We start from the raw sequence: 22,795 nt of genomic DNA on the forward strand, positions 1-22,795 counted from the left end.
CGCGAAACGCCGCGTCTAGGTTCATCACGACTTCGGCAGAACCTGCTTCGTACTCGCTTTGGAGAGTCTCAAATGCGCGCGATACGTCTGATCGCACTCGTTCTGCTCATCGTCGGCGGCCTGAACTGGGGTCTGGTCGGCCTGTTTGACTTCGATCTTGTCGCGGCGATCTTCGGCGCCGGCTCGGCGCTCGCCAGGATCGTCTATGTCCTCGTCGGCATCTCGGCGATCATCAGCATCGCGCCGCTCGTCTCGGAGGCGAGCGCAGACCGCCGCCTCGCCTGAGGGCGACTCTTGCGCCGGTCCCCTCGGGGACCGGCGGCTATTGCTGGCGGGCGAAGGTCTCGTCAAACGAGTAGCCGGCGCCGCGCACCGTCCGGATCGGGTCCGGCTTGCGGCCGCGGTTGATGGCCTTGCGCAACCGGCCGACATGGACGTCCACCGTCCGCTCGTCGACATAGACGTCGCGGCCCCAGACTCCGTCGAGCAGCTGCTCGCGCGTGAAGACGCGGCCGGCGGACTGCATCAGGAATTCGAGCAGGCGGAACTCGGTCGGCCCGAGATGGACCTCCCGGGCGTGACGGCGGACGCGGCGGTTCTCGCGGTCGAGCTCGATGTCGCCCGCCTTCAGCGTCCGCGAGACGTGCTCGGGCTTGACGCGGCGGAGCAGCGCGCGGACGCGGGCGAGAAGTTCAGGCACCGAGAACGGCTTCACCACATAGTCGTCCGCGCCGGTCGCGAGGCCTCGTATCCGCTCCCCCTCCTCGCCGCGCGCCGTAAGCATGATGATGGGGAGCAACTCGGTCTCCCGCCGGGTCCGCAACCGGCGGCAGATCTCAATCCCCGAGACGCCCGGCAGCATCCAGTCGAGCAGCAGCAGATCGGGCGGCGACTCCCGCAGCCGGATCTCGGCCTCGTCGCCGCGCACGACGGCCTCGACCTCGTAGCCCTCGGCTTCGAGGTTGTATCGGAGGAGCGTCGTCAGGGCCTCTTCGTCCTCGACGATCATGACGCGTGGCTTCATCGGGGCGCCCGTCAGTGTCCGAAGTCCATCGCCGTCGCGCTGGTCAGATCGGCCTTCGGCCGTTCGTCGGTCAGCGGCACGCCGTGGACGAGGTAGTAGACCGTCTCAGCCACGTTGGTGGCGTGGTCTCCGATCCGTTCGATGTTCTTCGCGCAGAACAGGAGATGGGCGCAGAAGCCGATGTTGCGCGGGTCTTCCATCATGTAGGTGAGGAGTTCGCGGAACAGCGAGTTGTACAGCGCGTCGATCTCGCCGTCGCGATTCCAGACTTCGATCGCCTTGGTCTCGTCCCGCCGCGTATAGGCGTCGAGCACGTCTTTGAGCTGCGCGAGCGTGAGATCCGAGATGTGCGCCACGCCGCCGGCGAGCTTCGGCGGCTGGAACTGTCCTTCGAGCGCGACCACCCGCTTGGCGATGTTCTTCGCGAGATCGCCGATCCGCTCCAGATCATTGGCGATGCGCAGGGCGGCGACGACTTCCCGCAGGTCGATCGCCACCGGCGCGCGCCGCGCGATCGTGCGGATCGCGTTCTCCTCGACCTCGTTCTGCAGGCGGTCGATGGAGCGGTCCCACTCGATCACCCGTTTGGCGAGCGGCGTGTCCCGCCGCAGCAGGGCGTCGATCGACTCCGCGACGAGTTTCTCGCAGAGGCCGCCCATCTCGGCGAGCTTGTCGCCGAGCTCCTTGAGATCGGCGTCGAACGCGCTGACGATATGGTCGGTCATGGCCTTTGTGCCTTCATCTACGTTGAAGCCGAGACGTCTCAACATCTCAGCCGAAGCGGCCCGTGATGTAGTCCTGCGTGCGTCGGTCATGAGGGCTCATGAAGATCTGTTCGGTCTCGCCGAATTCGACGAGTTCGCCGAGATACATGAACGCGGTGTACTCGGACGTGCGCGACGCCTGCTGCATGTTGTGGGTGACGATCGCGATCGTGTAGTCCGCCTTGAGCTCGTCGATCAGTTCCTCGATCTTCGCCGTCGAGATCGGATCGAGCGCCGAGCACGGCTCGTCGAGCAGGATCACCTCCGGCCGCACCGCGATGGTGCGGGCGATGCACAGGCGCTGCTGCTGCCCGCCCGAGAGACTGAGGCCGCTGGCGTCGAGCTTGTCCTTGGCCTCGTTCCACAGCGCGGCGCGCCTGAGCGCCGCCTCGACGCGGCCGTCGAGCTCAGACTTCGAGATCGACTCGTAGAGCCGGACGCCGAAGGCGATGTTGTCGTAGATCGACATCGGGAACGGGGTGGGCTTCTGGAACACCATGCCGACCCGGGAGCGCAGCAGGTTGAGATCGAGCTTGTGGGACAGGATGTCGATCCCGTCGAGCAGCACCTCGCCCTCGGCGCGCTGCTTCGGATAGAGGTCGTACATCCGGTTCAGGACCCGCAGCAGCGTGGACTTGCCGCAGCCCGACGGTCCGATGAACGCGGTGACCTTGCGCTCGTAGATCGGCAGGTCGATGCCTTTGAGGGCCAGCGAGTCCCCATAGAAGAATTTGAGATCGCGGATCGAGATCTTCTCGGCCTGGCCGGCCCCCACATGAACCTTCCGCTGGTCGGCCGGCCGGGCGGCGGACACGGGGGGGATCGTGGTCGCGCGCGCGACGTCAGTGCTGGTCATTTCCGACTCCCGGCTGCGAGTACGCGGGCCGCGATCGACAGCGCGAGAACCGCGAAGGTGACGAGGAGCGCGCCCGTCCAGGCGAGCTGCTGCCAGTCAGTGTAGGGGCTGAGGGCGAACTGGAAGATCACGACCGGCAGGCTCGACATCGGAGCGTTGAGGTCCGAACTCCAGAACTGGTTGTTGAGCGCGGTGAAGAGCAGCGGCGCCGTCTCGCCGGAGACGCGGGCGATCGCGAGCAGCACGCCCGTGATCATGCCGGCGCGCGCAGCCCGGTAGGCGATCCGCTGGATCACGATCGCCCGGGGCAGGCCGAGCGCCGAGGCCGCTTCGCGGAGCTGATTGGGCACCAGGTTCAGCATGTCCTCGGTGGTGCGCACCACCACCGGCACCACCAGGATCGCGAGGGCGAGCGCGCCGGCGATGCCGGAGAAATGGCCCATTCGGATCACCACCACCTCGTAGACGAACAGGCCGACGACGATCGACGGCGCGCTCAGCAGGATGTCGTTGATGAACCGAACCGTCATCGTCAGGCGGTTGTGGCGGCCATATTCGGCCATGTAGGTGCCGGCGAGGATGCCGATCGGGGTTCCGAGCGCGACGCCGATCGCCGTCATGATCAGGCTGCCGACGATCGCGTTGAGAAGACCGCCCTGGGACCCGGGCGGCGGCGTCGACTGCGTGAAAACGTCAAGCGACAGGCCGCCGACGCCCTTGAAGACCAGCGTGCTCAGGATCGCGAGCAGCCAAAGCAGCCCGAACGCGGCCGCGGCGAGCGACAGGCTCATCATGACAAGGTTTAGCCGACGCCGGCGCATATAGCGCGGGCGGCTTGCGGAGTGGGCGACGGGCGCCATGAGCGACATCGGTCAGGACCCCTGCTGGCGCTCGAGGCGCAGCAGCATGAGCCGCGCGATCGCAAGCACGATGAAGGTGATGATGAACAGGATGAGGCCGAGCGCGATCAGCGACGAGGTGTAGAGGTCGCCGACCGCCTCGGTGAACTCGTTCGCAATTGACGCCGAGATCGTGGTGCCGGGAGCCAGAATGGAGCCGGAAATCCGGTGCGCGTTGCCGATGACGAAGGTCACCGCCATGGTCTCCCCGAGCGCGCGGCCGAGCCCGAGCATGACGCCGCCGACCAGACCGACGCGGGTGTAGGGGATCACGATGCGGCGGATCACCTCCCAGCGCGTGCAGCCGATGCCGTAGGCGGCTTCCTTCAGCACCGCCGGCACGGTCTCGAACACGTCGCGGGACACGGACGTCACGAACGGCAGGACCATGATGGCGAGGATCAGGCCAGCGGTCAGGATGCCGATGCCGTAGGGCGGCCCGGCGAATATCGTCGAGAGAACCGGGACCGAGCCGAAGGTCGTGATCAGGAATGGCTGGAGCGTCGCCTGCAGGAAGGGGGCAAACACGAACAGGCCCCAGATGCCGTAGATGATGCTCGGGATGCCGGCGAGGAGCTCGATCGCCACGCCCACCGGCCGGCGCAGGACGGGCGGGCAGAGCTCGGTCAGGAAGATCGCGATGCCGAGGCCGACCGGGACCGCGATCAGCATCGCGATCAGCGACGTCGCCAGCGTGCCGTAGATGGGCGCAAGCGCGCCGAACTTCTCGGTGACCGGGTTCCAGCTCTCGGTGGTGAAGAAGTCGATGCCGAAGGTCGACAGCGCCAGCCAGGCGCCGATGACCAGTGCCAGGATGACGCCGCCCAGGATGCCGAGCACCGTTACCGCCGAGGCGCGCGTCAGGTGACGGAAGACGTTGTCCTTCAGGCGGAAGGAGCGCAGGCGGCCCGCCCGCGCGGCGTCCGGCTGGAGCAACAGTGTCGGCGCTTGCAGCGACGCGTCGGTCATGCGGGCGGTCTCGGAGAGGAAGGACGAGAAGCGGGCGGAGGCGCCTGGAAGGCGCCCCCGCGACGAGGCTGCGGAAGCCTCAGTTGGTGGCGGAATACAGCGCCCGGCCGTCAGCGCCCTTGATCTCCTTCGCCCAGACGCTCTGGACGTCGGCGACGACCTTCTCGGGCATCGGGATGTAATCCAGCGCCTCGGCCATCGGCGCGCCGCTCTTGTAGGCCCAGGCGAAGAACTTGAGCGCCTCGCTGGCGGCCGCCGGGTCCTGCGGCTGCTTGTGGATCAGGATGAAGGTGGCGGCCGTGATCGGCCAGCTGTCGGCGCCCGGCTCGTCCGTCAGGATGACGCCGAAGCCCGGCTGCGACATCCAGTCGGCGTTGGCCGCCGCGGCCTGGAACGACTTCGTGACGGGCTCGACCGCCTTGCCGTCCTTGTTGATCATCTTGGCGTGGGCGAGCTTGTTCTGCTTGGCGTAGGCGTATTCGACGTAGCCGATGGCGCCCTTGGTCTGAGCGACATAGTTGGCGACGCCCTCATTGCCCTTGCCGCCGAGGCCCGCCGGCCATTCGACCGCGGTGGCGGAGCCGACCTTGTCCTTCCAGTCCGGCGAGACCTTCGACAGGTAGTTGGTGAAGTTGAAGGTCGTGCCCGAGCCGTCGGAGCGATGCACGATCGCAATCGCGCTCGACGGCAGCTTGGCGTCCGGATTGAGCTTCTTGATCGCCGGGTCATCCCAGCTCGTGATCTGCCCCAGGAAGATCTTCGCAAGCGTCGGACCGTCGAGGGTCAGGTCGCCGGGGCCGACGCCCTCGACGTTCACCACCGGCACGATGCCGCCCATCACCATCGGGAACTGGACCAGGCCGGCCTTGTCGAGCTGGTCGCCCTTGAGCGGCGCGTCGGTGGCGCCGAAGGTCACGGTCTTGGCCTGGATCTGCTTGATGCCGCCGCCGGAGCCGATGGACTGGTAGTTCAGCCCGACGCCGGTCTCCTTCTTATAGGCCTCGGCCCATTTGGCGTAGACCGGATACGGGAAGGTCGCGCCGGCGCCGGAGATGTCGAGCGCCAAGGCGGGGGTGGCCATCAGCATCGTAGCGGCGACCGCTCCGAAAATTCGATTGAGCTTCACGATCTGCTCCTGCTGCCTTCGTCGATGAGATCTTGCCGACGGCCGCGTGGATGGTCCGCGATCGAGGCTGCCGGAGGTCTATCCCTCCCGCGCAACTCTTCTATGACGCCGACATGACAGCTGGATGACGGCCAGGACCCCGCAGAATGAGGCTATCCGGCCTGTTTGAGCGGGAGCTCCGCCGCGTCCTGCGGTTCGTCTTCCGCCCGCTCGAGCGCGACCGTGAAGCTTGCCCCCTGGCCCGGAACGCTGTCGATGAGCAGGCGGCCGCCGTGACGCTGCACGATGTGCTTGACGAGGGCGAGCCCGAGCCCGGTGCCGCCCTTGTCGCGGCTCTCCGCGACGTCGACGCGATAGAACCGCTCCGTCAGGCGCGGCAGGTGCTCCGGCGCGACGCCGGGCCCATAGTCGCGCACCACCAGCAGGGCGCCACCCCCGGCGCCGCGCCGCACGGCCACGTCGACCCTGCCGCCGGACTGGCCGTATTTGATGGCGTTCTCGGTCAGGTTTTCGGCGACCCTGATGAGCTCGTCGCGGTCGCCATGGACGAACACGCTTTCAGGATCGACCGTCAGCTGGAGCTCGACGCCGCGCTCCTTCGCCAGAGGACCGAGCGCATCCGTCACCCCGCGCGCGAGCGCCGAAAGGTCGACGAGCGCGCGCGGCCGGACATGCGCCTTGAGCTCGATCCGCGACAGCGACAGCAGATCGTCGATCAGCCGCGCCATGCGGTTGGCCTGCGCGCGCATGATCGCCAGGAAGCGCTCCCGCGCGTCCGGATCGTTGCGCGCGGGCCCCTGCAGCGTCTCGATGAAGCCGAGGAGAGACGCGAGCGGCGTGCGCAGCTCGTGGCTGGCGTTGGCGACGAAATCGCCGCGCATCCGCTCCGAGCGCCGCTGTTCGGTAAGGTCGCGCAGCGTGACGATGATGACGGACGGCCCGAGCGAGCCGACCCGGCCGGCTGCGACATGCGCCTCGCGCCAGCGCTCCACCGGCACGCGCTCCACATAGGACACCACCTGCGGTTCGGCGGACTTCGAGACGGCCCGCACGGCGTCGAGGACCTCCGGCGCCCGGAGCGCGAAGGAGACCGGCTCCCCGGCGCGAATCTCTCCGAGTGCCGCCATCGCGTGCTCGTTGAACGCGAGAACGAGGCCGCGGCGGTCAAGGACCAGCACCGGTTCGGGCAAACCCGACAGGATCGCCTTGGTCTCCAGCGAGACCAGCCCCGCGACGGCGGCGCCGTCAGCCGCCGCGACGAGCCGGCGGCGGCGGGGCGCCACGACGGCGGCGAGCGCCATGAAGGCGACGGCGAGCAGAGCCTCCCACGGGCCAAGACGCCCGAACGCTAAGCCGCCGACGATCAGAAGGGCCGCGGCGCCCAGGGTCCAGCGGGCGTCGATCAGTCGTTCGAGCGGCGGCTCGGCGAGGACCACCGGTGTCCGTACGGGCTCGGATGAGTCGCTCATGCCGCAGCAAAACCTATCGAGTCGAGCAGTCGTGGAGAGTCGACACTCGACAGCACCTGCATGACAGTGCCGCGACATCCGGCGGCGGGAGCATCATGGCCGAGAAACACACATCCGCGAAGAGCCACCGCAAGGAAGCCAAGTCCGGCAAAGGCGCCGCGGCGTCCGATCCGACGATCGCGCTTGCTCCGCCGGGGACCGAAGAAGCCCCGGTGGTGACGGTCGGCGGCGTGGAGGTCGATCTCGACGACGACCAGCTCCCGAAGGCGATCGCCGACGCCGCGTTCGCCAGCGGCGGCTATCCGTATGACCGTAAGCTCGACGACGAGGTCTACAAGCGGACGCTTCGCGAGCTCCAGATCGAGCTGCTGAAGCTGCAGGCGTGGGTCCGGCGCACCGGCGAGCGCATCGTAATCGTGTTCGAGGGTCGCGACGCCGCCGGCAAGGGCGGCGTGATCGATCGGTTCACCCAGCACCTCAACCCGAGGAACGTGCGAACCGTCGCGCTCGACAAGCCGTCCTCGACGGAAGCCGGCCAATGGTACTTCCAGCGCTACCTCAGCCATATGCCGACCGCGGGCGAGATCGTGCTGTTCGACCGCTCCTGGTACAATCGCGCCGTCATCGAACTCGTGATGGGCTTCGCCACCCCCGCCCAGACAGCGCACTTCCTGCACGAAGCGCCGCAGATCGAACGGCTTCTGGTCCAGGACGGAATCCGGCTGTTCAAGTTCTGGCTGACCATCGGCCGCGAAATGCAGATCAAGCGCCTTCACGCGCGTCGCCATGATCCGCTCAAGCGCTGGAAGCTGTCGCCGATCGACTATGCCGGCCTCAACCTCTGGGAGGCCTATACGGTCGCGGCGGAGCGCATGCTCCGGGCCAGCCACACCGACCTCGCGCCCTGGACCGTGGTGAAGGCGAACGACAAGGCGCGCATGCGCCTGGCCTGCATCCGCGCCGTGCTGCTGGCGATCCCCTATGAGGGGCGCGATCTGGCCGTCATCGGCGGCAATGACGAACGCATCCTGATGGGCGCTCCGGCCTTCCTGGCCGAAGGCGGAGAGCCCGACGACTAATCCAGCGGCCGTCCCGCGCGCCGGAACGCGCCCGCGGCGAGCGCCGACCAGTCCTTGTCGCCGTCGCCCTGCGCGATCGCCTCGATGAAGCCGTCGCGCAGCACGGAGGCGATCGGCAGCGGCGTCTGGCGCGCCTCGCCGGCGGCGAGCGCGAGGCGCACGTCCTTCAGCCCGAGCGGCAGCTTGAAGGCCGCCGGCGAAAACTTCCGGTCGGCGATCAGGCCGCTATAGGTCTTGTAGGCCGGCGCGGCGAACAGCGTGCCGGTCATGATCTCGAACAGGCGCGAAGGCTCGACGCCGTAGCCGTCCACCAGAGCGCCGGCCTCGCCGAGCGTCTCGATCATGCTCGCCAGCGCGAAATTGCAGGCGAGCTTCACCACATTGGCGTTGCTGGCGCGGTCGCCGAGCGGCCAGACCTGCTTTGCAAAGAGCTCGAGCAGCGGCGTCGCCTTGGCGACGGCCGCGGGCTCGCCGGCGCACAGCACGTTGAGCTGGCCGGCCGCCGCGACATCGGGCCGCCCGAGAACGGGCGCCGCCACATAGCCTAGGCCGTGTTCGCGATGCAGCTGCTCCATACGGTCGGCGAAGGCGACGGAGACGGTCGACAGGTTGACGTGCACTCCGCCCGCAGCCGCCTGTCCGAGCGCGCCTGACGCGACCACCACCTCTTCGATCACATCGTCCTGGCTGAGCATCGAGAAGACGATTTCGGCCCGGAACGCCTCGGCCGGATCCGCTGCTTTCCGCGCGCCGGCCTCGACCAGCGCGTCCACGGCGGCGGAGGACCGGTTCCAGACGACGACCTCGCGCCCGCTCTTCAGCAGATTTCGGGCGACGCCCTCGCCCATATTGCCGAGACCGATGATGCCGACGTTCATGATCGCCTCCTGTTGTCGCGCCTCAACGTCTGGTCGCCGCAGCGGTTCAGTCGGCCCTCATGCGGCCTGAGCGCCTCAGCTCCGCGCAGGAGGCCGAAAGCTCTACTCGTCGATCACCTTGAGCCGCGTTCCCGGCCGGATCGGCTCGCCGGGCGCCAGGCCGTTCAGCACCGCAAAACGCTCAGCGGCGCGATCCTGGAACGCCATGCGGCTCGCGAGCGTCGCCTCGGTGTCTCCCGGGCGGGCGCGGACGACGTCGAGCCGCAGCGGCCGCGCCGCGTCGCTCTCGGCTTGCGACAGCCGGCGGAAGCTCTGGATGGATTGCCGGAAGCCGTTGTCGACCTCGGGCGTCAGGTCACGCGCCGCGAAGATCAGGCGATACACGTCCGGACCGTAGTGGATCGCCGCGAACCGGAAGGTCCAGTCGCGGCCGCGCGCGATCAGGGTCACGGCCTCCATGCCGTTGATCTCGAGCTTCTCGACCGGCCCCGGGGCGGCGCCGTCCACCCAGTTCTCGGAGATGTAGCCTTCCAGCGTTTGTCCCGCGGCGAGCTTGGCGGCGTCCATTCGCAGCGCGCGGCCATCAGGGGCGACGCCCAGCAGCGCCTCGGCGCCGTTCTCGAACGTGAAGCCCTCGGGCGCGAAGAAGCTGAAGCCCAGCCGCGGATGCAGGAACTGGCGGCCGCGGGCGAAGCCTTGGCTGGGGTCGTCGCCATAGACCATGCCGTCGATCGCCGTCAGATAAGCGTCGCGGTCGCGCTCGCCGACGCCCGGCGCGCCGATCTGCCGGGCGGATGCGACCGCGAGCTGGACGCGCTCGGGCGTCGAGGGATGCGTCGAGAGGAAGTCCAGCCCAGGCTGCGACGGCTTCTGGCCGAGCGCGGCGCTGCGCAGATCCGCCTGACGCCCCATCGAGAGCAGGAAGCGCGAGGCGCCATACGGGTCAAAGCCGGCGCGGGCGATATTCTGCACGCCGATCCGATCCGCCTCGAGCTCCTGGGCGCGCGAGAAGCTGGCGAGCGAGAGCTTTCCGCGCGCCAGCGCCACCGCAGCGCCTTCCTGGTCCTGCAGCACGTCGGAGACGACGCGGCTCACCAGGACCGCCTTGCGCTCCTCGTCGGCGCGCTGCATCGCGTGCCGCGCCGAGACATGCGCCATCTCATGCGCGAGCACCGCCGCGAGCTCGGAAGAGTCGTTTGCGACCGCCAGCAGACCGCGCGTGACGTAAAGGCTCCCGTTCGGCAACGCGAAAGCGTTGATGAGCGGGGAGTTGAGCATGACGACCTTGTAGCGCAGGTCGGGACGCTCGGAGGCGGCCGTGAGCCGGTTGGCGATCGTGTTGAGATAGGAGCTCAGATCCGGCTTCTCGTAGACGCCGCCATAGGCGGCCGCGATCCGCGCCTGCTCCTGGCTGACCGCCGTCGGCGGCGGAGGAGCGACCTTGGGAGCGGCCGCCGGGACCAGCGGCTCGCGCGCGGTCTCCTCCGGCTTGACGGCCGCGCAGCCTGCTGCGAGCGCCGCCGCAAGCGCCGCGCCGAGCAGGCCGCGGATCATCCGAAGCGCGCGGATCCTCATCGATCGGGCGCCTCATCAAGGCGCTCGATCTGCTCCGAGCTGGTGACTTCGATGATCGGACCCTGCCGCGCTTCGACCACGCCGCGCGCCCTGACACGCGCCCCTGGCCGCAGATCGAGCGCCTGGATCCCGCCGAGCCTGCGCAGCGTCGCCTCCGAAACGGTGAGCGACAGCGCGTCGCGCCATCGTCTCCCGAAATTCACATAGAGCCGCCCGGCGGCGGTTCTGACGCTCGCGACCCGACCTTCGGCGACGACGAACCGTCCTTCGGCCGAGGCCACGGCCTTGCCGTCGGCCGCGTCCCGGACCTCGTAGTATGCTTCCGCCCACAAACCAAGGCGGGCGGCGCGCGCACGGTCTTCCGCGGCTCGCAGCGTGGCCGCGCAGTCACTGTTGTCGGCGGCCCAGCGCAACAAGCCGCGCGCCAGCAGATCGGTCGCGACGCCGGCCTGGTCGGTCGCGCCGACCTCCGCCAGGAAGCCACGCAGGCGGCCATAGCGGTCCGGAGAACGTCCCGAGAGCCGCAGTTCGATCCTGCGCCCGGCAAGCGCCCCGTCGAGCGCGCCGCGGGCCGCCGCGTCCAACGGCCAGGCCTGTGGCTCCGCGCCGAGCGGCGTCTTGGGCGCAGCGACGGCGGCGAGCCGCACCTCACGCCCATCGTCGAGCTGGACCGTGTCGCCGTCGATCGCCCGCCGCACCTGCACCGCCTCGGCGCGCGCCGCGAGCGAGCACGGCTCCAGCCCGAGAGCAGGCGCCGAGGTTACGCAGAACGCCATGGCGAGCGGGAGGCCTGACGGGTGGATCACATTCGTGGATTCATGACGTTGGCGTCAAAGCGGCTTCCCACGACCTTGCGCGCTTATGGTCGACGAGGCGTTAAGCGCCCCGTCAGAGCACGATGATTCCCGCGTGCTTGGCCTTGTCGTCAGGCTCGACATGGATCGTGACCACCATGTCGGAATCCTCATCATGCAGCGCGCGCTCGATCCGATCGCAGATTTCGTGCGCCTCGGTCACCCGCATATCTCCGGAGACGACGAGGTGGAAATCCACGAATGTCAGCCTGCCGGCGTGACGGGTCCTGAGATCGTGGGCCTCGATGGCGCCCTCCGCATTGGTGGCGATGACGCCCCGGATGCGATCCTGAGCGGCCGGCGACGCCGCTTCGTCCATCAGGCCGCCGACCGAGGTGCGCACGAGCTTCGCTCCCGACCAGAGCACGTTCAGCGCCACCGCGCAGGCGATGAGCGGATCAAGCCAGAGCTGGTCCGTCAGAAGCGCCGCCGCGATGCCGGCGAGGACGCCGACCGAGGAGACCACGTCGGCCAGTAGATGCTGCCCGTCGGCGGTGAGCGCCGGCGACTTCAGGGCTCTTCCGCGCCGGAGCAGAACGGCGCACCAGATCCCGTTGATCACGCTCGCCAGCAGGTTCGCCCCGAGGCCCGCGGCGGAGAACTCGATCACCCGTGGCGTGCGCCAGACGCTCCATGCCTCGTGCAGGATCGCCCCGGCGGCGATCACGATCAGGGCGCCCTCCGCCACGGCCGAGACATACTCGGCCTTGTGGTGGCCATAGGGATGGTTGCGGTCCGGCGGTGCGGCGGCGAGCCGGACGGCGACCAGCAGGGCGACCGCAGCCGCGACGTTCACCACGCTCTCCGCGGCGTCGGAGTAAAGCGCGGCCGAACCGGTCAGCAGATAGGCGACCGTCTTGAGCCCCAGCACCACGAGGCCGATCGCCAGAGTGGCGGTCGCGAGCCGCGCCGCTTCATCCATCTCGCGCCCCCGTTCGCGCCATTCGGACGAGAGCGACTAGCGGCGCCTCGGGCGGCCGGCAACCGTTATCTTCGCCGCTGCGAAGCAGTTGCAGAAGGCGCTCGACCGCGCAGCCTCAGGCGGCGAATTTCAGCAGCAGATCCGCGGCGTCCCTGGCTGCTCGCCGAGCGTCCGCACGGATCTCAGTTCTTGGGATCCGCGTCTCGCAGCCCGGCCGACGGCGGCGCAGCGTCTCGCAGGAACAGGATGGCCCCCTCAGTATTTGGGGAATCGGACATTTCCAGCTTGAGCAATGACGACGCGAACAGCCCTTCATATTCGTGCTGCGTGAGCAAATCCTTCGACGCCAGATGGATGCACAGCGCATCGAAGAGAACTTTCAGCGCGAGCACCGCGTCGCCGGACTCGTGACTCATCGAAAACTCCATCGAACGGTCTTGTGCATCCACAACCATTGGACGGAGGCCACCGGGTATCGTCAAGGCGTGAGTTCTCGTAACGCCCCGAAGCTGTCCTGCCGCCGAAACTCGCCGCAAGAGGTCAGCGAGGATCCATCGAGCGTTGCCAGGATCTCTGGATGGGCGTGCAGCCGGTCATGCCCCGACAGCGGCTGTCGGCGCAAGAGACGCCGCTGGGGATCCGGGCTTCGGCTGCGGCGGGTGAGCGCTGCGTCGATAAAGACCCGGGACCGCAGCGCGAGGCATGATCATATCGTCGGATCGATCCGTGGCGGGATGTGGCCACGAACGCGCGGACGTTCTGTCTTCGTTAGTTGTGGTCGACCCGCGCCTCTGCGGCCTTGAGGGCCACCATGCTGGTCCCGCGCTCCATGATCGTCTCGCGCAGGAAGGTCGTGCTGATGCCTTCCGTGCGAGGCAGGTACACGACCTTGCAGTGCGCCTTCATGGCGTCGAATTTGCCGACCCAGTCGCCGCCCATGCCCAGAACGTCGATGCCGAGCCGTCTGATGTCGTGCGGCTTCTGATCCCAGCTGTTTTCGGGCAGCACGCCCGTCACGCAGCGCAGCGCGGAGACCAGCCGGATCCGGTCCTCGAAGCTGACGACGCAGCGCTTGCCCTTCTGGTGATTGAATTCGTCTGTCGAGACCGCGACATAGAGCTCATCGCCGAGAGCCTTGAGCCGCTCAAGCAGGTTCAGGTGCCCGATGTGCAGCAGATCGAACGTTCCGTAGGTGAGAACTTTTACCACGGCCTCTCTCCGAAAGGTGGCGAGCCTCGCTGGCGAAATGCGCATTGCGGTATGCGAAGACATCTTCCCCGTAGGGAAGATTTCCAAGGTTCCGGAGAACCGCAGCGCGCCGGCCGACGCCGTGCGCACAAGCACTGTCCTCGTGACCATAATGTGACATCTACGTCATGCACAAGGTGTGCGTCGCACAAAAACGTCGGAGAAGAAGTTGATCTCTTGAAAACTGAGGCGGTCCGCCATTCCGCAGCGCACTCGGCGCGGCGACCGTCATCTCGATCTCGCGCTCGAAACTTTGCCGCCGCGCCGCTGCATGATACGGATTGGCCGCCTTGCTTGGGGCCCGTGCGCGGCGCTCCGTCCCGGTAGCTCAGCAGGATAGAGCAACGGTTTCCTAAACCGTAGGTCAGGGGTTCGAATCCCTTCCGGGACGCCAGGGCCCTTCCGGCCCGCTCAGCTCGTCTTAGGCACGCCGCTGTCACGCTCGTCCCAGGCGTGAACCGACGGGCGCTCAGATGCGAGGCGGCGCCTCAGATCCCGATGGCCTGCCCGTCACTGCGCGGGTCGTGCGCGCCGCGGACCAGGCCGTCGTCGCCGATGACGATTGCGCCGGCCTGTCCGGCGAGCGGGCTGTTCGCCGCGATCACGCTCGTCTCATGTCCCATCCGCTCGAGCGCCGCGACAGTGGCGGCGCCGACGCTCGCCTCGAGTTTCAGCGTGTCGCGGCTGTCCGAAAATGTGCGGCCGAGTAGGAAGCGCGGCCGGGCCAGCGCCTCGGCGGGGTCGAGGCCGTAGTCGATCAGGCGGGTCAGGACCGCCGCGAGCGTCTGCGGCTGACCGTCCGCGCCCTGCGTGCCGTACAGGATCCGGGGGCGGCCGTTCTTGAGCGCCATCCCGGGATTGAGCGTGTAAAATGGCCGCTTGCCCGGCGCGATGACGTTCGGGCTACGGGGATCTGCGCTGAAGGCCGCCCCGCGGTTCTGCCAGAGCACGCCGGTGTCGCCGACGACCACTCCGCTTCCCCAGTCGAAATAGGTGCTCTGCAGCACGCTGACGCTGCGGCCCTCGGCGTCGGTCGCGCCGAAGAACACGGTGTCGCCCGTCTTGAACGTCGCCGGCCACGGCAGGGCGCGCCTCCGGTCGATCGCCGCGGCCTTCCGGTCGAGCAGCTCGGCGTTGAGCCAGAGGCCCGTAGGCAGGTCCGCGAAGCGCGGATCGACGATCCGGCCGCGGTCGAGAAAGGCCTGCTTCACCGCCTCGACGCACAGATGATAAAAGTCCGGGCTTCCCTCGTCGACCGCGGCGAGGTCGAACCGGTTCAGAATCCCCATGATCGCGAGCGTCGTGATCCCCTGGGTCGGCGGCGGCGGCGCGAGCAGAGTGAGCCCGCGGTAGTCCAGCGCGACCGGCTCCTCGAGCAGCGCCCGGGTCGCCCGCAGGTCCTGCGCGGTCAGCGGCGAGCCCGCCTCGGCGAGCCCTTCGGCCAGACGGGAAGCGAGCTCGCCTTCGTAAAAATCGCGGGCGCCGTTCCGGGCGATCAGCCTGAGGCTTTCCGCCAGTTCCTTCTGCACGAAGGTCTGACCCGCTCGCGGCGGCGCTCCGCCGGGCATGAATGTCTTCTGGAAGCCGGGCCAGTCCGGCAGATCGGTCCTGCGGAAGTCGGTCCAGAACGCCTGCGAGGCCGACAGCGGGAAGCCGTCTTCGGCGAAACCGATCGCCGGCTCGATCAGCTCAGCGAGGCTTCTGCGCCCGCCCCAGTTGGCCTTGGAGAACTCGAGCGCGACCCGCCAGGCGTCGACCGCGCAGGCGGAGGAGGCAGTGGACGCCGCTCCGCGCAGCGGGATCGGGCGGTCATAAGCCGGAAGCCGGCCAGGCGCCTGGCCGATGCCCATCACGGTGGCGCGGCGACCGTCCCGATCCGCGATCATCCAGATCGCGTCGCCGCCGATCCCGCAGAAATGCGGATAGGTGACGGCGATCGCAGCCCCGATCGCGACCGCCGCCTCGATCGCGTCGCCGCCCTCCCGTAGCACCCGGGCGCCGGTCTCGCTCGCCAGCGTGTGCGGGCTCGTGACCATGCCCGCGCCGGAGGTTGCGAGCTGCGGCCGAACGATCGCCTCCGCCGGCGCCGGCACTTCGCGGAGAGGCGCTGCTCCGGCGCGCGAGGTCGCGCCCGCAGGCGCGCAGAGGATCGGATTGGACGGCATAGGCGCGGCCTTCACTTCATGTTGGGCATGGAGGCGCGGCTTCAGAAAGCCGCGCAGCTCCTCAGCTGCGCGCCGGAGCGGTCGCCGCCGCAGAATGCGGCGCAGGATGATGATGCGCCCCGAACTTGGCGGTCAGGATCGCGTAGATCGGCCCGAGCGCGTTCATCGCCGCGACCGCGGCGAGCGCGACGAACGGGTCCTTCGGCGCTGGCCCGAAGCCGCCGAAATAGGTCGCGAAGAACGACGCGAAGCCGAAGAACATGCCGGGAATGAAGCTAAGCGGCTCGAGCCGTCCCAGCGCCATCATCCCGCCGTTGAGGCAGAACAGGATCACGCAATGCGCGATGGTCAGCGGCGCGCCGGTGAGGTGCTGTGACGCGACCCCGAACAGCAGCACGATCAGGCAGGCCGTGACGTTGCCGATCGCCATCGTCGGCCAGATCTTGCGCAACACTTCGGGCTTGGGCCCGCCCGCGGCGAATGTGCCCGCCCACGCCACGAAGATCGCCCAGACCGGGAGATGCCAGGGGTAGAACAGCGTCGTCACTGCGAGCGTGGAGGAGACGATCTCGACAGGCAGTTTCCTCATGGCCGGATCCTCGTTCAGCGGGCCGCGGCTTGCGGCGTCCTCAGGGAATGGTTCTTGCCGCAGTCGCGGCAGATGCGGCTCTCCACCGTCGTGACGACCGTCACGCGGCCGCGCTTCAGCACCCACGACCGGACCGGAAGGTCGAGCAGCGCGTCTGCGACCGTCAGCGTGTCGAGGATCACGATGTCGGCCTGCTTGCCGACGGCGAGCCCGTAATCGTCCGAGACGCCGACGACCCGCGCGGCGTTCACGGTGCCCATCTTCAGAATCTCGGCCTGGTGCTCGGGCGTGCCGAACTGGACCAGATGGGCGAGCAGATTGCCGATCTGCAGCGGATCCGCCTTCCCGAACGGCGTGAAGGCGTTGCGGATGTTGTTCGACGAGTAGGCGACGTTGACGCCCGCCTCGTGCAGCGCGCGGACCGGCGTCAGCCCGCGGCGCGGCTTGGCCTCGTCCTTCCGGCCGCCGAGATAAACGTCCGTCGCAGGCAGCGTGACGATGTGGATCTCGGCCCGCCGCAGGAGATCGATGACCGGCTTGGCCTCCTCGGGCGCAAGCGCGCCGAGGCTCGTGACGTGGCCAAGCGCGACGCGCCCCTGGTAGCCGGTCTCGATCGTCTTTTCGGCGATGTAGCGGGCCGAGGCGAAGCGCTCGTCGCGGACGTCGTCGGCGAAGTCGACATGCATGTCGATCGGCAGGCCGCGGCGGGCCGCGAGATCGAAAACCTTGTCGATGTGGCTCTTGGTGTCGTCCCAGCTGAGCTCGTTGTAGGGGCAGCCGCCGACGACGTCCGCGCCCATGTCGAGCGCCGCCTCCATCAGCTCGTCGACCCCCTCGGTCTTGAGGATGCCCTCCTGAGGGAAGGCGACGATCTGCAGGTCGACGAGGTCGCGATACTCCTCGCGGAGCTCGACTGCGGTCTCGACGCCGATCAGGCCCTGGATCGGATCGACGTCCGGGTGGGCGCGGATGACGGTGGTGCCGTTACGCACCGCCATGTCGAGCACGCGGCGGGACCGCTCCAGGACGTCCTCCCGCTCCTGCTTCGCCTTGAGAATGCCGGTGACGCGGATCGCTTCCTCGAGCGTGCCGGTGCGCGCCGGCAGCCGGCGGTGCAGGAAGGCCTTCTCGAGATGCAGGTGCGGCTCGACGAAGCCGGGCAGCGCGGCGCGCCCCTCGGCGTCGATCTCCTCGGCGCCGTGACCTTCGATGGTCTCGGCGATCTCCACGATGCGGCCGTTCTCGACGCCGATGTCCACCAGCGGCTGTTCGTCGTCGATCCGGACGCGGCGCAGGACGATGTCCATCGGCGTCTCCTCCTGTGGCCGCCCTTCGCGGGACGGTCCTGCTTGTTATGGAGGACAGTGGCGCCTCGCCGAGAGCGCGCCAATCGGCGGCGTCCGGCCGGCCTCTAGGACTTTTCCGAGCTGCGGCGCAGCGGACCGTCAGTCGAGCCGTTTCGCGAGCGCGTAGCGCACGAGGTCGGTGGTGGTCTCGACGCCCATCTTGAGCAGCACGTTCGACTTGTGCGTGGAGGCCGTCTTGACGCTCAAGCCAAGGGAGCGCGCGATCGCCGAGACCGTCTTGCCGGCGACCAGCAGGTCGAAGATCTGGCGCTCACGAGCGGTCAGCCGCTCATGGGGACGAGGGTCCTCCGGCTGGAGCATCTGGCGGATCATCGCCTGCGAGGCGGCCGGGCTGACGGCGAGCTCGCCGGCGGCGGCCTTCCGGATGGCGTCGAACAGCTGGTCGGAGGCGCTCGCCTTGGTGACGTAGCCGACTGCGCCGGCCTTCAGCGCCTCGATCACATATTGCCGCTCCTCATGCATCGACAGCACGACCACGCGTTGGCCGCCGTCGAGCGCCGCCACCTCGCGGACCAGGCCGACGCCCTCGGCGCCGGGCATCGACAGATCGACCAGGACCACGTCGCATGGCGTCGCGGCGAGGCGGGCCAGAAGTTCGGCGCCGTTGGTGGCTTCGCCGACGATCACGAAGTCCGGCTGGTCGCACAGGATCTGCCGGAGGCCTTCCCGGAAGATGGCGTGGTCGTCGGCGATCCAGATCCGGATCATCGCCTGCTCCCTCTCGGCCGCCCACGCGACAGCGGCAGCCGCAACGTCACTGTGGTGCCGCGGCCCGGAGCGCCCAGTATCTCGATCGTCCCTCCAACTGACCGCGCCCTTTCCCGCATGCCGGCGAGACCGAGCCTGCCGCTCGCTGTCGACGACGGGTCGATGCCGCGGCCGTCATCGATCACTTCGACCCAGAACGCGCCGTCGCGCCGGCGGCCGCGGACCTGAACGCGGTTCGCCGCGCCGTGCCGCACGGCGTTGGTCAGCGCCTCCTGCACGATCCGGAAGGCGGCGGTGCTGGCGTCCGGATCGAAAGCCGGCGCGGCGGCCTCGAATTCGAGGGAGATCGGCAGTTGCGCCGCTTCGCCCACTGTCTGTGTCAGCCACTCGAGCGCGGCCCGGAGACCAAGTTCGTCGAGGATGAGCGGCCGGAGCTCCGTTGCGATCCGCCTGAGATCGCTCACCGAGCGGTCGACGATGCCGATTAGCTTGTCGAGCCGCGCCGCCACGGCCTCCGCCGGCTCCGGCTCGCGCGTCTTCATCGAGACGAGCTGCATCTTGATCGCGGTCAGCGTCTGGCCGAGCTCGTCGTGCAGTTCCCGGGCGATCCTGGCGCGCTCGCTTTCGCGCGCCCGCTGCTCCGCTCCCGAGAGCCGCCGCAGCTCCGCGCGCGAGGCGATCAGCTCCGCCTCAGAGGCCTTCCGCCGGGTGATGTCGCGCGAGATGCCGACCGTGCCGATGATGCGTCCGGAGTCGTCTCGCATCGGCGATTTGATGGTCTCGTACCAGCGCAGCTCTCCCGAGGAATCCCGCCGGCTTTCCTCGTAGCGGCGGCGCTTGCCGCTCTTCAGCACGCCGCGATCCGTCCGGAGATAGACCTCCGCGACCTCGGGCGGCCACACCTCGTCGGGCCGCTTGCCGATGACCTCGGTTTCGGTCACGCCGAGCGCCTCCAGATAGGTCGCGCTGACGGCGAGATAGCGGGAGTCGCGATCCTTCAGCCACGCCATGTCCGGGATGTTCTCGAGCAGAGCGCGGCGGAGACGTCGGTCGGCGGCGTCGGTCACGGTCATTTGGCCAATCCGCGAAGCTCCCCGACCTTAGCCGGCCGAGCCTGGATCCTCGATCACGCTGACATGCGCGGCGACGATCTTCCAGCCGTCGTGAAATCGGACCCAGGTCTGGCTCTGGCGGCCGATCTTTCCCGGGGCTGTCTCCCGCCGGAACAAGGTGTTGGCGATGGCGAGGTCGCGCCCGAAAGTGGTGATCGCCGTGCGCTCCAGGCTGCGCGCAAGTCCGGCCGGAGAGCGCGCGCGGCGGAACGCGCGAATCTCGTTCATCCCGTAGAGGTTCTCGCCCGCGCCGTAGCGGATGGTTCGCGAATCGTCGCGAAACAGCGCTTCGAGCGTCGCCACGTCGTTCCCGACGAGGGCGGCCTCATAGGCCGCAAAGGCGGCGCGCACCTCCCCCAGGACGTCCGGCAGATCGACAGTCATGCGGCGCTCCCCCGATCAGCAGCCCCAAACTAACAGGCGGCCGCGGGGCCTGCGAGCGGCGCCGGCCCCGGTCGCGAGGATCTCCTCTTCGCCTGTTGGCGGAGTCGCCGCCGGAGTCCGGCGGCATATCTTGCACTCGCGCGGGCCGAGAGGCGCGCGACTTGCTTTACTGACGCCGGGGCTTCGCGCCCTCTTCCGCCGCGCGGCGGCTTTGGAGAACCGCCGATGGCGACGACGCTGATGCTCCGCAAGAGCCTCGAAAGCCTTGCGGCGACCGACGACGACGGGCCGCACGGGCTGAAAAGGTCGCTCAGCGCGCTCAGCATCATCGCGATGGGCGTCGGGGCGATCATCGGCGCGGGCATCTTCGTCCTGACCGGCACCGCCGCGGCGAGCTACGCCGGCCCTGGGATCGTGCTGTCCTTCGTGCTGGCTGGCGTCGCCTGCGCGTTCGTCGGGCTGTGCTACGCCGAACTCGCGGCGCTGATCCCTGTGTCAGGGTCGAGCTACACCTACACCTACGCCACGCTCGGCGAGTTCTGCGCCTGGGTGATCGGCTGGGACCTGGTGCTGGAATACGCGATGGGCGCCGCGACCGTCTCGGTCGGCTGGTCGGGCTACGCCGTGAGCCTGCTGCGCGACGTCGGAATCTACCTCCCGCCCCAGCTGACGAACGCCACCGGCACGGTCGTAAAGCTCGCCGACGGCGGTGAGGCGACAGGGATCTTCAACCTGCCGGCGGCGCTCATCGTGCTGGCGCTGACCTTCATGCTCGCGCGCGGCACCCGGGAGTCGGCGCGGGTCAACAACATCATGGTGGGCGTCAAGCTCATCGTGGTGATCAGCTTCGTGGCGATCGGCGCCTTCTACGTGGACACCTCGCACTGGCGGCCTTTCGTGCCCGAGAACCGCGGCGCGTTCGGCGAATTCGGCTGGAGCGGCGTGCTGCGCGGCGCGGCGGTGGTGTTCTACGCCTATATCGGGTTCGACGCGGTCTCCACAGCCGCGCAGGAGGCGATCAAGCCGCAGCGCGACATGCCGATCGGCATCCTCGGCTCGCTGGTCGTCTGCACGCTACTCTATGTGGCGGTCTCCGCCGTGCTGACTGGGATCGTTCCGTTCGCCGAACTGAACGTGCCGGACCCGATCGCGAAAGCCGTCGACATGATCGGGCTCGGCTGGTTCGCGAGCCTCATCAAGATCGGGGCGATCGCGGGCCTCACGACCGTGATGCTCGTGCTGCTCTACGGCCAGACCCGCATCTTCTACACCATGGCCAAGGACGGCCTGCTGCCGCCGGTCTTCTCCCGCATCCATCCGAGGTTCGGCACGCCTTTCATCAGCCAGATCCTGATCGGCTCGCTGGTCGCTCTGACGGCCGGCGTACTGCCCGTCAGCATCCTGGGAGAGATGGTCAGCATCGGGACGCTGTTCGCGTTCATCCTGGTGTGCGCGGCGGTGCTCTATCTGAGGCGCTCGGAGGCCAAGGCGCACCGCCCGTTCCGGACGCCGGGCGCGCCGCTCGTGCCCATCCTCGGCATTCTGTTCTGCCTGACCCTGATGGCTGGGCTGCCGCTCGATACCTGGCTCCGGCTGCTGGTCTGGATGGCGATCGGCTTTGCGATCTATTTTGCCTATGGGCGGCGGCACTCGACCGTGCAGCGCGAGGCCGCCTGAGGCGCCCCGAACGCAAGAAGGCGGCGACCCTGGAGCCGCCGCCTTCCGCTGGATCAGAGACAGATCGCGGGAGCGATCCGGAGCAGGCTCAGGCGGCCTGCTTCATCGCGTCGGCCTTGTTGATCAGCGCCTCGGCCATGCGGATGGAGGCGATGTCGATCAGGCGGCCGTCGAGCGAAACCGCCCCCTTGCCGGCCTTGGCGGCCTCTTCCATCGCCTCGAGGATGCGGCGGGCCTTCGTGACTTCCGCCTCGGACGGCGTGAACACGTCGTTCGCGAGGTCGATCTGCGAGGGATGGATCGCCCACTTGCCCTCATAGCCGGCGGCGGCGCAGCGGCGGGCGGCCGAGATGTAGCCGTCGGGATCGGAGAAGTCGCCGAACGGGCCGTCGATCGGACGCAGGCCGTAGGCGCGGCAGGCGACCAGCATGCGCTGCTGGGCGAACAGCCACGGATCCTGCCAGTGCGTCTCGCGGTTGCCGGCCTCGTCCTTGTCGGTCAGGACCGAGTAGTCGGGGTTCACGCCGCCGATGATGGTGGAGCGGGTCCGGCAGGAGGCGGCGTAGTCGGCGACGCCGAAGGACATCGCCTCGAGCCGCTTGGAGGAGGTCGCGATCGCCTCGACGTTGGCCATGCCGAGCGCGGTCTCGATCAGCACTTCGAAGCCGATCTTCTTCTCGCGCTTGATCGACTGCTCAACCTGCGTGGTCAGCATATCGACTGCGTAAACGTCCGCAGGCACACCGACCTTCGGAATCAGGATCATGTCGAGGCGCGGGCATTTCTCGACGATGTCGATGACGTCGCGATACATGTAGTGCGTGTCGAGACCATTGATGCGGATCATCATGGTCTTGGAGCCCCAATCGATGTCGTTCAGGGCTTCGATGATGTTCTTGCGGGCCTGCTCCTTGTCGTCGGGCGCGACGGCGTCCTCAAGGTCGAGGAAGATGACGTCCGCGTTCGACTTAGCCGACTTCTCCATGAAGGTCGGGTTCGAGCCCGGCACGGCGAGTTCGGAGCGGTGCAGCCGCGGGGTCGCCTGCTGGATCAGGGTGAAGCTCATTTGGTCCTCCTCAAGTCTTTGACCGTTCCGTCTCGCCTGCGTCCGGACTTTCTGCGGCGGTCCG

The 22,795-nt window shown here is 68.3% G+C and carries 23 protein-coding genes and 1 tRNA gene; 4 read left to right on the forward strand and 20 right to left on the reverse strand.

What is annotated here, in order from left to right; all coding sequences use genetic code 11:
• Positions 1 to 72 precede the first annotated feature (72 nt).
• Positions 73 to 285 (forward strand): DUF378 domain-containing protein, encoded by a 213-nt coding sequence (locus VM780_RS00590; RefSeq protein WP_325444032.1) that lies wholly within the window; start codon positions 73 to 75, stop codon positions 283 to 285.
• A gap of 37 nt (positions 286 to 322) precedes the next feature.
• Here VM780_RS00590 and phoB read toward each other — a convergent pair whose 3' ends face one another.
• The 7 genes from phoB to VM780_RS00625 all read right to left on the reverse strand — a co-directional run bounded on the left by phoB (position 323) and on the right by VM780_RS00625 (position 7,107).
• Positions 323 to 1,024 (reverse strand): phosphate regulon transcriptional regulator PhoB, encoded by a 702-nt coding sequence (phoB, locus tag VM780_RS00595; RefSeq protein ID WP_325444034.1) that lies wholly within the window; start codon positions 1,022 to 1,024, stop codon positions 323 to 325.
• Positions 1,025 to 1,035: 11 nt separating this feature from the next.
• Positions 1,036 to 1,749 (reverse strand): phosphate signaling complex protein PhoU, encoded by a 714-nt coding sequence (phoU, locus tag VM780_RS00600; protein WP_325444036.1) that lies wholly within the window; start codon positions 1,747 to 1,749, stop codon positions 1,036 to 1,038.
• 46 nt (positions 1,750 to 1,795) lie between these two features.
• Positions 1,796 to 2,644, reverse strand: coding sequence for a phosphate ABC transporter ATP-binding protein PstB (gene pstB, locus VM780_RS00605; protein WP_325444038.1), 849 nt, complete (start codon positions 2,642 to 2,644; stop codon positions 1,796 to 1,798).
• A complete protein-coding gene (gene pstA / locus VM780_RS00610; protein ID WP_325444040.1) occupies positions 2,641 to 3,438 on the reverse strand; it encodes a phosphate ABC transporter permease PstA in 798 nt (265 codons plus the stop codon). The genes pstB and pstA overlap by 4 nt, the downstream gene beginning before the upstream one ends.
• Positions 3,439 to 3,516: 78 nt before the next feature.
• Positions 3,517 to 4,512, reverse strand: a complete 996-nt coding sequence (pstC, locus tag VM780_RS00615; protein ID WP_325444042.1) for a phosphate ABC transporter permease subunit PstC — start codon at positions 4,510 to 4,512, stop codon at positions 3,517 to 3,519.
• Between the two features lie 79 nt (positions 4,513 to 4,591).
• Entirely contained in the window at positions 4,592 to 5,638 is a 1,047-nt protein-coding gene (pstS, locus tag VM780_RS00620) for a phosphate ABC transporter substrate-binding protein PstS (RefSeq protein WP_414652760.1), read from the reverse strand.
• 152 nt (positions 5,639 to 5,790) lie between these two features.
• Positions 5,791 to 7,107: an ATP-binding protein gene (locus VM780_RS00625; RefSeq protein WP_325444044.1), complete on the reverse strand. Its 1,317-nt coding sequence runs from the start codon at positions 7,105 to 7,107 to the stop codon at positions 5,791 to 5,793.
• A gap of 95 nt (positions 7,108 to 7,202) precedes the next feature.
• Between VM780_RS00625 and ppk2 the strand changes: the two genes are divergently transcribed.
• Entirely contained in the window at positions 7,203 to 8,186 is a 984-nt protein-coding gene (ppk2, locus tag VM780_RS00630; protein ID WP_325444046.1) for a polyphosphate kinase 2, read from the forward strand.
• On the opposite strand, the gene VM780_RS00635 is transcribed toward ppk2, so the two are convergent.
• The 6 genes from VM780_RS00635 to VM780_RS00660 form a co-directional block, all read right to left on the reverse strand.
• On the reverse strand, positions 8,183 to 9,064 hold the full coding sequence (locus tag VM780_RS00635) for an NAD(P)-dependent oxidoreductase (protein ID WP_325444048.1): 882 nt from the start codon (positions 9,062 to 9,064) through the stop codon (positions 8,183 to 8,185). The two genes, ppk2 and VM780_RS00635, sit on opposite strands and share 4 nt — an antisense overlap.
• Positions 9,065 to 9,166: 102 nt before the next feature.
• Positions 9,167 to 10,639, reverse strand: a complete 1,473-nt coding sequence (locus VM780_RS00640) for a M48 family metalloprotease (protein ID WP_325444051.1) — start codon at positions 10,637 to 10,639, stop codon at positions 9,167 to 9,169.
• Positions 10,636 to 11,445 carry a thermonuclease family protein gene (locus VM780_RS00645; RefSeq protein ID WP_325444053.1) on the reverse strand — a complete coding sequence of 270 codons (810 nt, stop codon included), beginning with the start codon at positions 11,443 to 11,445 and terminating at the stop codon, positions 10,636 to 10,638. The genes VM780_RS00640 and VM780_RS00645 overlap by 4 nt, the downstream gene beginning before the upstream one ends.
• A gap of 82 nt (positions 11,446 to 11,527) precedes the next feature.
• Positions 11,528 to 12,415, reverse strand: coding sequence for a cation diffusion facilitator family transporter (locus VM780_RS00650; RefSeq protein ID WP_325444055.1), 888 nt, complete (start codon positions 12,413 to 12,415; stop codon positions 11,528 to 11,530).
• Between the two features lie 182 nt (positions 12,416 to 12,597).
• Entirely contained in the window at positions 12,598 to 12,831 is a 234-nt protein-coding gene (locus VM780_RS00655) for a hypothetical protein (protein WP_325444057.1), read from the reverse strand.
• Positions 12,832 to 13,183: 352 nt separating this feature from the next.
• Positions 13,184 to 13,624: an adenylyltransferase/cytidyltransferase family protein gene (locus VM780_RS00660; RefSeq protein WP_325444059.1), complete on the reverse strand. Its 441-nt coding sequence runs from the start codon at positions 13,622 to 13,624 to the stop codon at positions 13,184 to 13,186.
• 356 nt (positions 13,625 to 13,980) lie between these two features.
• Between VM780_RS00660 and VM780_RS00665 the strand changes: the two genes are divergently transcribed.
• Positions 13,981 to 14,057, forward strand: a tRNA-Arg gene (locus tag VM780_RS00665).
• A 94-nt stretch (positions 14,058 to 14,151) separates the two neighbouring features.
• On the opposite strand, the gene VM780_RS00670 is transcribed toward VM780_RS00665, so the two are convergent.
• From VM780_RS00670 to hpxZ, 6 genes are all read right to left on the reverse strand, one after another.
• On the reverse strand, positions 14,152 to 15,699 hold the full coding sequence (locus VM780_RS00670; protein ID WP_325444163.1) for a gamma-glutamyltransferase family protein: 1,548 nt from the start codon (positions 15,697 to 15,699) through the stop codon (positions 14,152 to 14,154).
• A gap of 190 nt (positions 15,700 to 15,889) precedes the next feature.
• Complete coding sequence (locus VM780_RS00675) at positions 15,890 to 16,417, reverse strand: DUF1097 domain-containing protein (protein WP_325444061.1); 528 nt, start codon at positions 16,415 to 16,417, stop codon at positions 15,890 to 15,892.
• Between the two features lie 14 nt (positions 16,418 to 16,431).
• Positions 16,432 to 17,724 carry an amidohydrolase family protein gene (locus VM780_RS00680; protein WP_325444063.1) on the reverse strand — a complete coding sequence of 431 codons (1,293 nt, stop codon included), beginning with the start codon at positions 17,722 to 17,724 and terminating at the stop codon, positions 16,432 to 16,434.
• 138 nt (positions 17,725 to 17,862) lie between these two features.
• Positions 17,863 to 18,492, reverse strand: coding sequence for a response regulator transcription factor (locus VM780_RS00685; RefSeq protein ID WP_325444065.1), 630 nt, complete (start codon positions 18,490 to 18,492; stop codon positions 17,863 to 17,865).
• The gene (locus tag VM780_RS00690; RefSeq protein WP_325444067.1) at positions 18,489 to 19,565 is read right to left on the reverse strand and encodes a PAS domain-containing sensor histidine kinase; all 1,077 of its coding nucleotides are present in this window, start codon (positions 19,563 to 19,565) and stop codon (positions 18,489 to 18,491) included. The genes VM780_RS00685 and VM780_RS00690 overlap by 4 nt, the downstream gene beginning before the upstream one ends.
• A 27-nt stretch (positions 19,566 to 19,592) precedes the next feature.
• Positions 19,593 to 19,988, reverse strand: coding sequence for an oxalurate catabolism protein HpxZ (hpxZ, locus tag VM780_RS00695; protein WP_325444069.1), 396 nt, complete (start codon positions 19,986 to 19,988; stop codon positions 19,593 to 19,595).
• A 225-nt stretch (positions 19,989 to 20,213) separates the two neighbouring features.
• Here hpxZ and VM780_RS00700 point away from each other — a divergent pair, with 225 nt between their 5' ends.
• Entirely contained in the window at positions 20,214 to 21,665 is a 1,452-nt protein-coding gene (locus VM780_RS00700; protein WP_325444071.1) for an amino acid permease, read from the forward strand.
• An 88-nt stretch (positions 21,666 to 21,753) separates the two neighbouring features.
• Here VM780_RS00700 and VM780_RS00705 read toward each other — a convergent pair whose 3' ends face one another.
• Entirely contained in the window at positions 21,754 to 22,731 is a 978-nt protein-coding gene (locus VM780_RS00705) for a CoA ester lyase (RefSeq protein ID WP_325444073.1), read from the reverse strand.
• Positions 22,732 to 22,795: the final 64 nt, after the last annotated feature.

The sequence above is a fragment of the Hansschlegelia sp. genome, from assembly GCF_035538955.1.
GTDB lineage: Bacteria > Pseudomonadota > Alphaproteobacteria > Rhizobiales > Methylopilaceae > Methylopila.

Bases quoted from the DNA above. Each gene is read 5' to 3' on its own strand.
- VM780_RS00590 (WP_325444032.1), top strand. From the start codon at position 73: ATGCGCGCGATACGTCTGATCGCACTCGTTCTGCTCATCGTCGGCGGC.
- phoB (WP_325444034.1), bottom strand. From the start codon at position 1,024: ATGAAGCCACGCGTCATGATCGTCGAGGACGAAGAGGCCCTGACGACG.
- phoU (WP_325444036.1), bottom strand. From the start codon at position 1,749: ATGACCGACCATATCGTCAGCGCGTTCGACGCCGATCTCAAGGAGCTC.
- pstB (WP_325444038.1), bottom strand. From the start codon at position 2,644: ATGACCAGCACTGACGTCGCGCGCGCGACCACGATCCCCCCCGTGTCC.
- pstA (WP_325444040.1), bottom strand. From the start codon at position 3,438: ATGATGAGCCTGTCGCTCGCCGCGGCCGCGTTCGGGCTGCTTTGGCTG.
- pstC (WP_325444042.1), bottom strand. From the start codon at position 4,512: ATGACCGACGCGTCGCTGCAAGCGCCGACACTGTTGCTCCAGCCGGAC.
- VM780_RS00625 (WP_325444044.1), bottom strand. From the start codon at position 7,107: ATGAGCGACTCATCCGAGCCCGTACGGACACCGGTGGTCCTCGCCGAG.
- ppk2 (WP_325444046.1), top strand. From the start codon at position 7,203: ATGGCCGAGAAACACACATCCGCGAAGAGCCACCGCAAGGAAGCCAAG.
- VM780_RS00635 (WP_325444048.1), bottom strand. From the start codon at position 9,064: ATGAACGTCGGCATCATCGGTCTCGGCAATATGGGCGAGGGCGTCGCC.
- VM780_RS00640 (WP_325444051.1), bottom strand. From the start codon at position 10,639: ATGAGGATCCGCGCGCTTCGGATGATCCGCGGCCTGCTCGGCGCGGCG.
- VM780_RS00650 (WP_325444055.1), bottom strand. From the start codon at position 12,415: ATGGATGAAGCGGCGCGGCTCGCGACCGCCACTCTGGCGATCGGCCTC.
- VM780_RS00655 (WP_325444057.1), bottom strand. From the start codon at position 12,831: ATGAGTCACGAGTCCGGCGACGCGGTGCTCGCGCTGAAAGTTCTCTTC.
- VM780_RS00670 (WP_325444163.1), bottom strand. From the start codon at position 15,699: ATGGTCACGAGCCCGCACACGCTGGCGAGCGAGACCGGCGCCCGGGTG.
- VM780_RS00675 (WP_325444061.1), bottom strand. From the start codon at position 16,417: ATGAGGAAACTGCCTGTCGAGATCGTCTCCTCCACGCTCGCAGTGACG.
- VM780_RS00680 (WP_325444063.1), bottom strand. From the start codon at position 17,724: ATGGACATCGTCCTGCGCCGCGTCCGGATCGACGACGAACAGCCGCTG.
- VM780_RS00685 (WP_325444065.1), bottom strand. From the start codon at position 18,492: ATGATCCGGATCTGGATCGCCGACGACCACGCCATCTTCCGGGAAGGC.
- VM780_RS00690 (WP_325444067.1), bottom strand. From the start codon at position 19,565: ATGACCGTGACCGACGCCGCCGACCGACGTCTCCGCCGCGCTCTGCTC.
- hpxZ (WP_325444069.1), bottom strand. From the start codon at position 19,988: ATGACTGTCGATCTGCCGGACGTCCTGGGGGAGGTGCGCGCCGCCTTT.
- VM780_RS00700 (WP_325444071.1), top strand. From the start codon at position 20,214: ATGGCGACGACGCTGATGCTCCGCAAGAGCCTCGAAAGCCTTGCGGCG.
- VM780_RS00705 (WP_325444073.1), bottom strand. From the start codon at position 22,731: ATGAGCTTCACCCTGATCCAGCAGGCGACCCCGCGGCTGCACCGCTCC.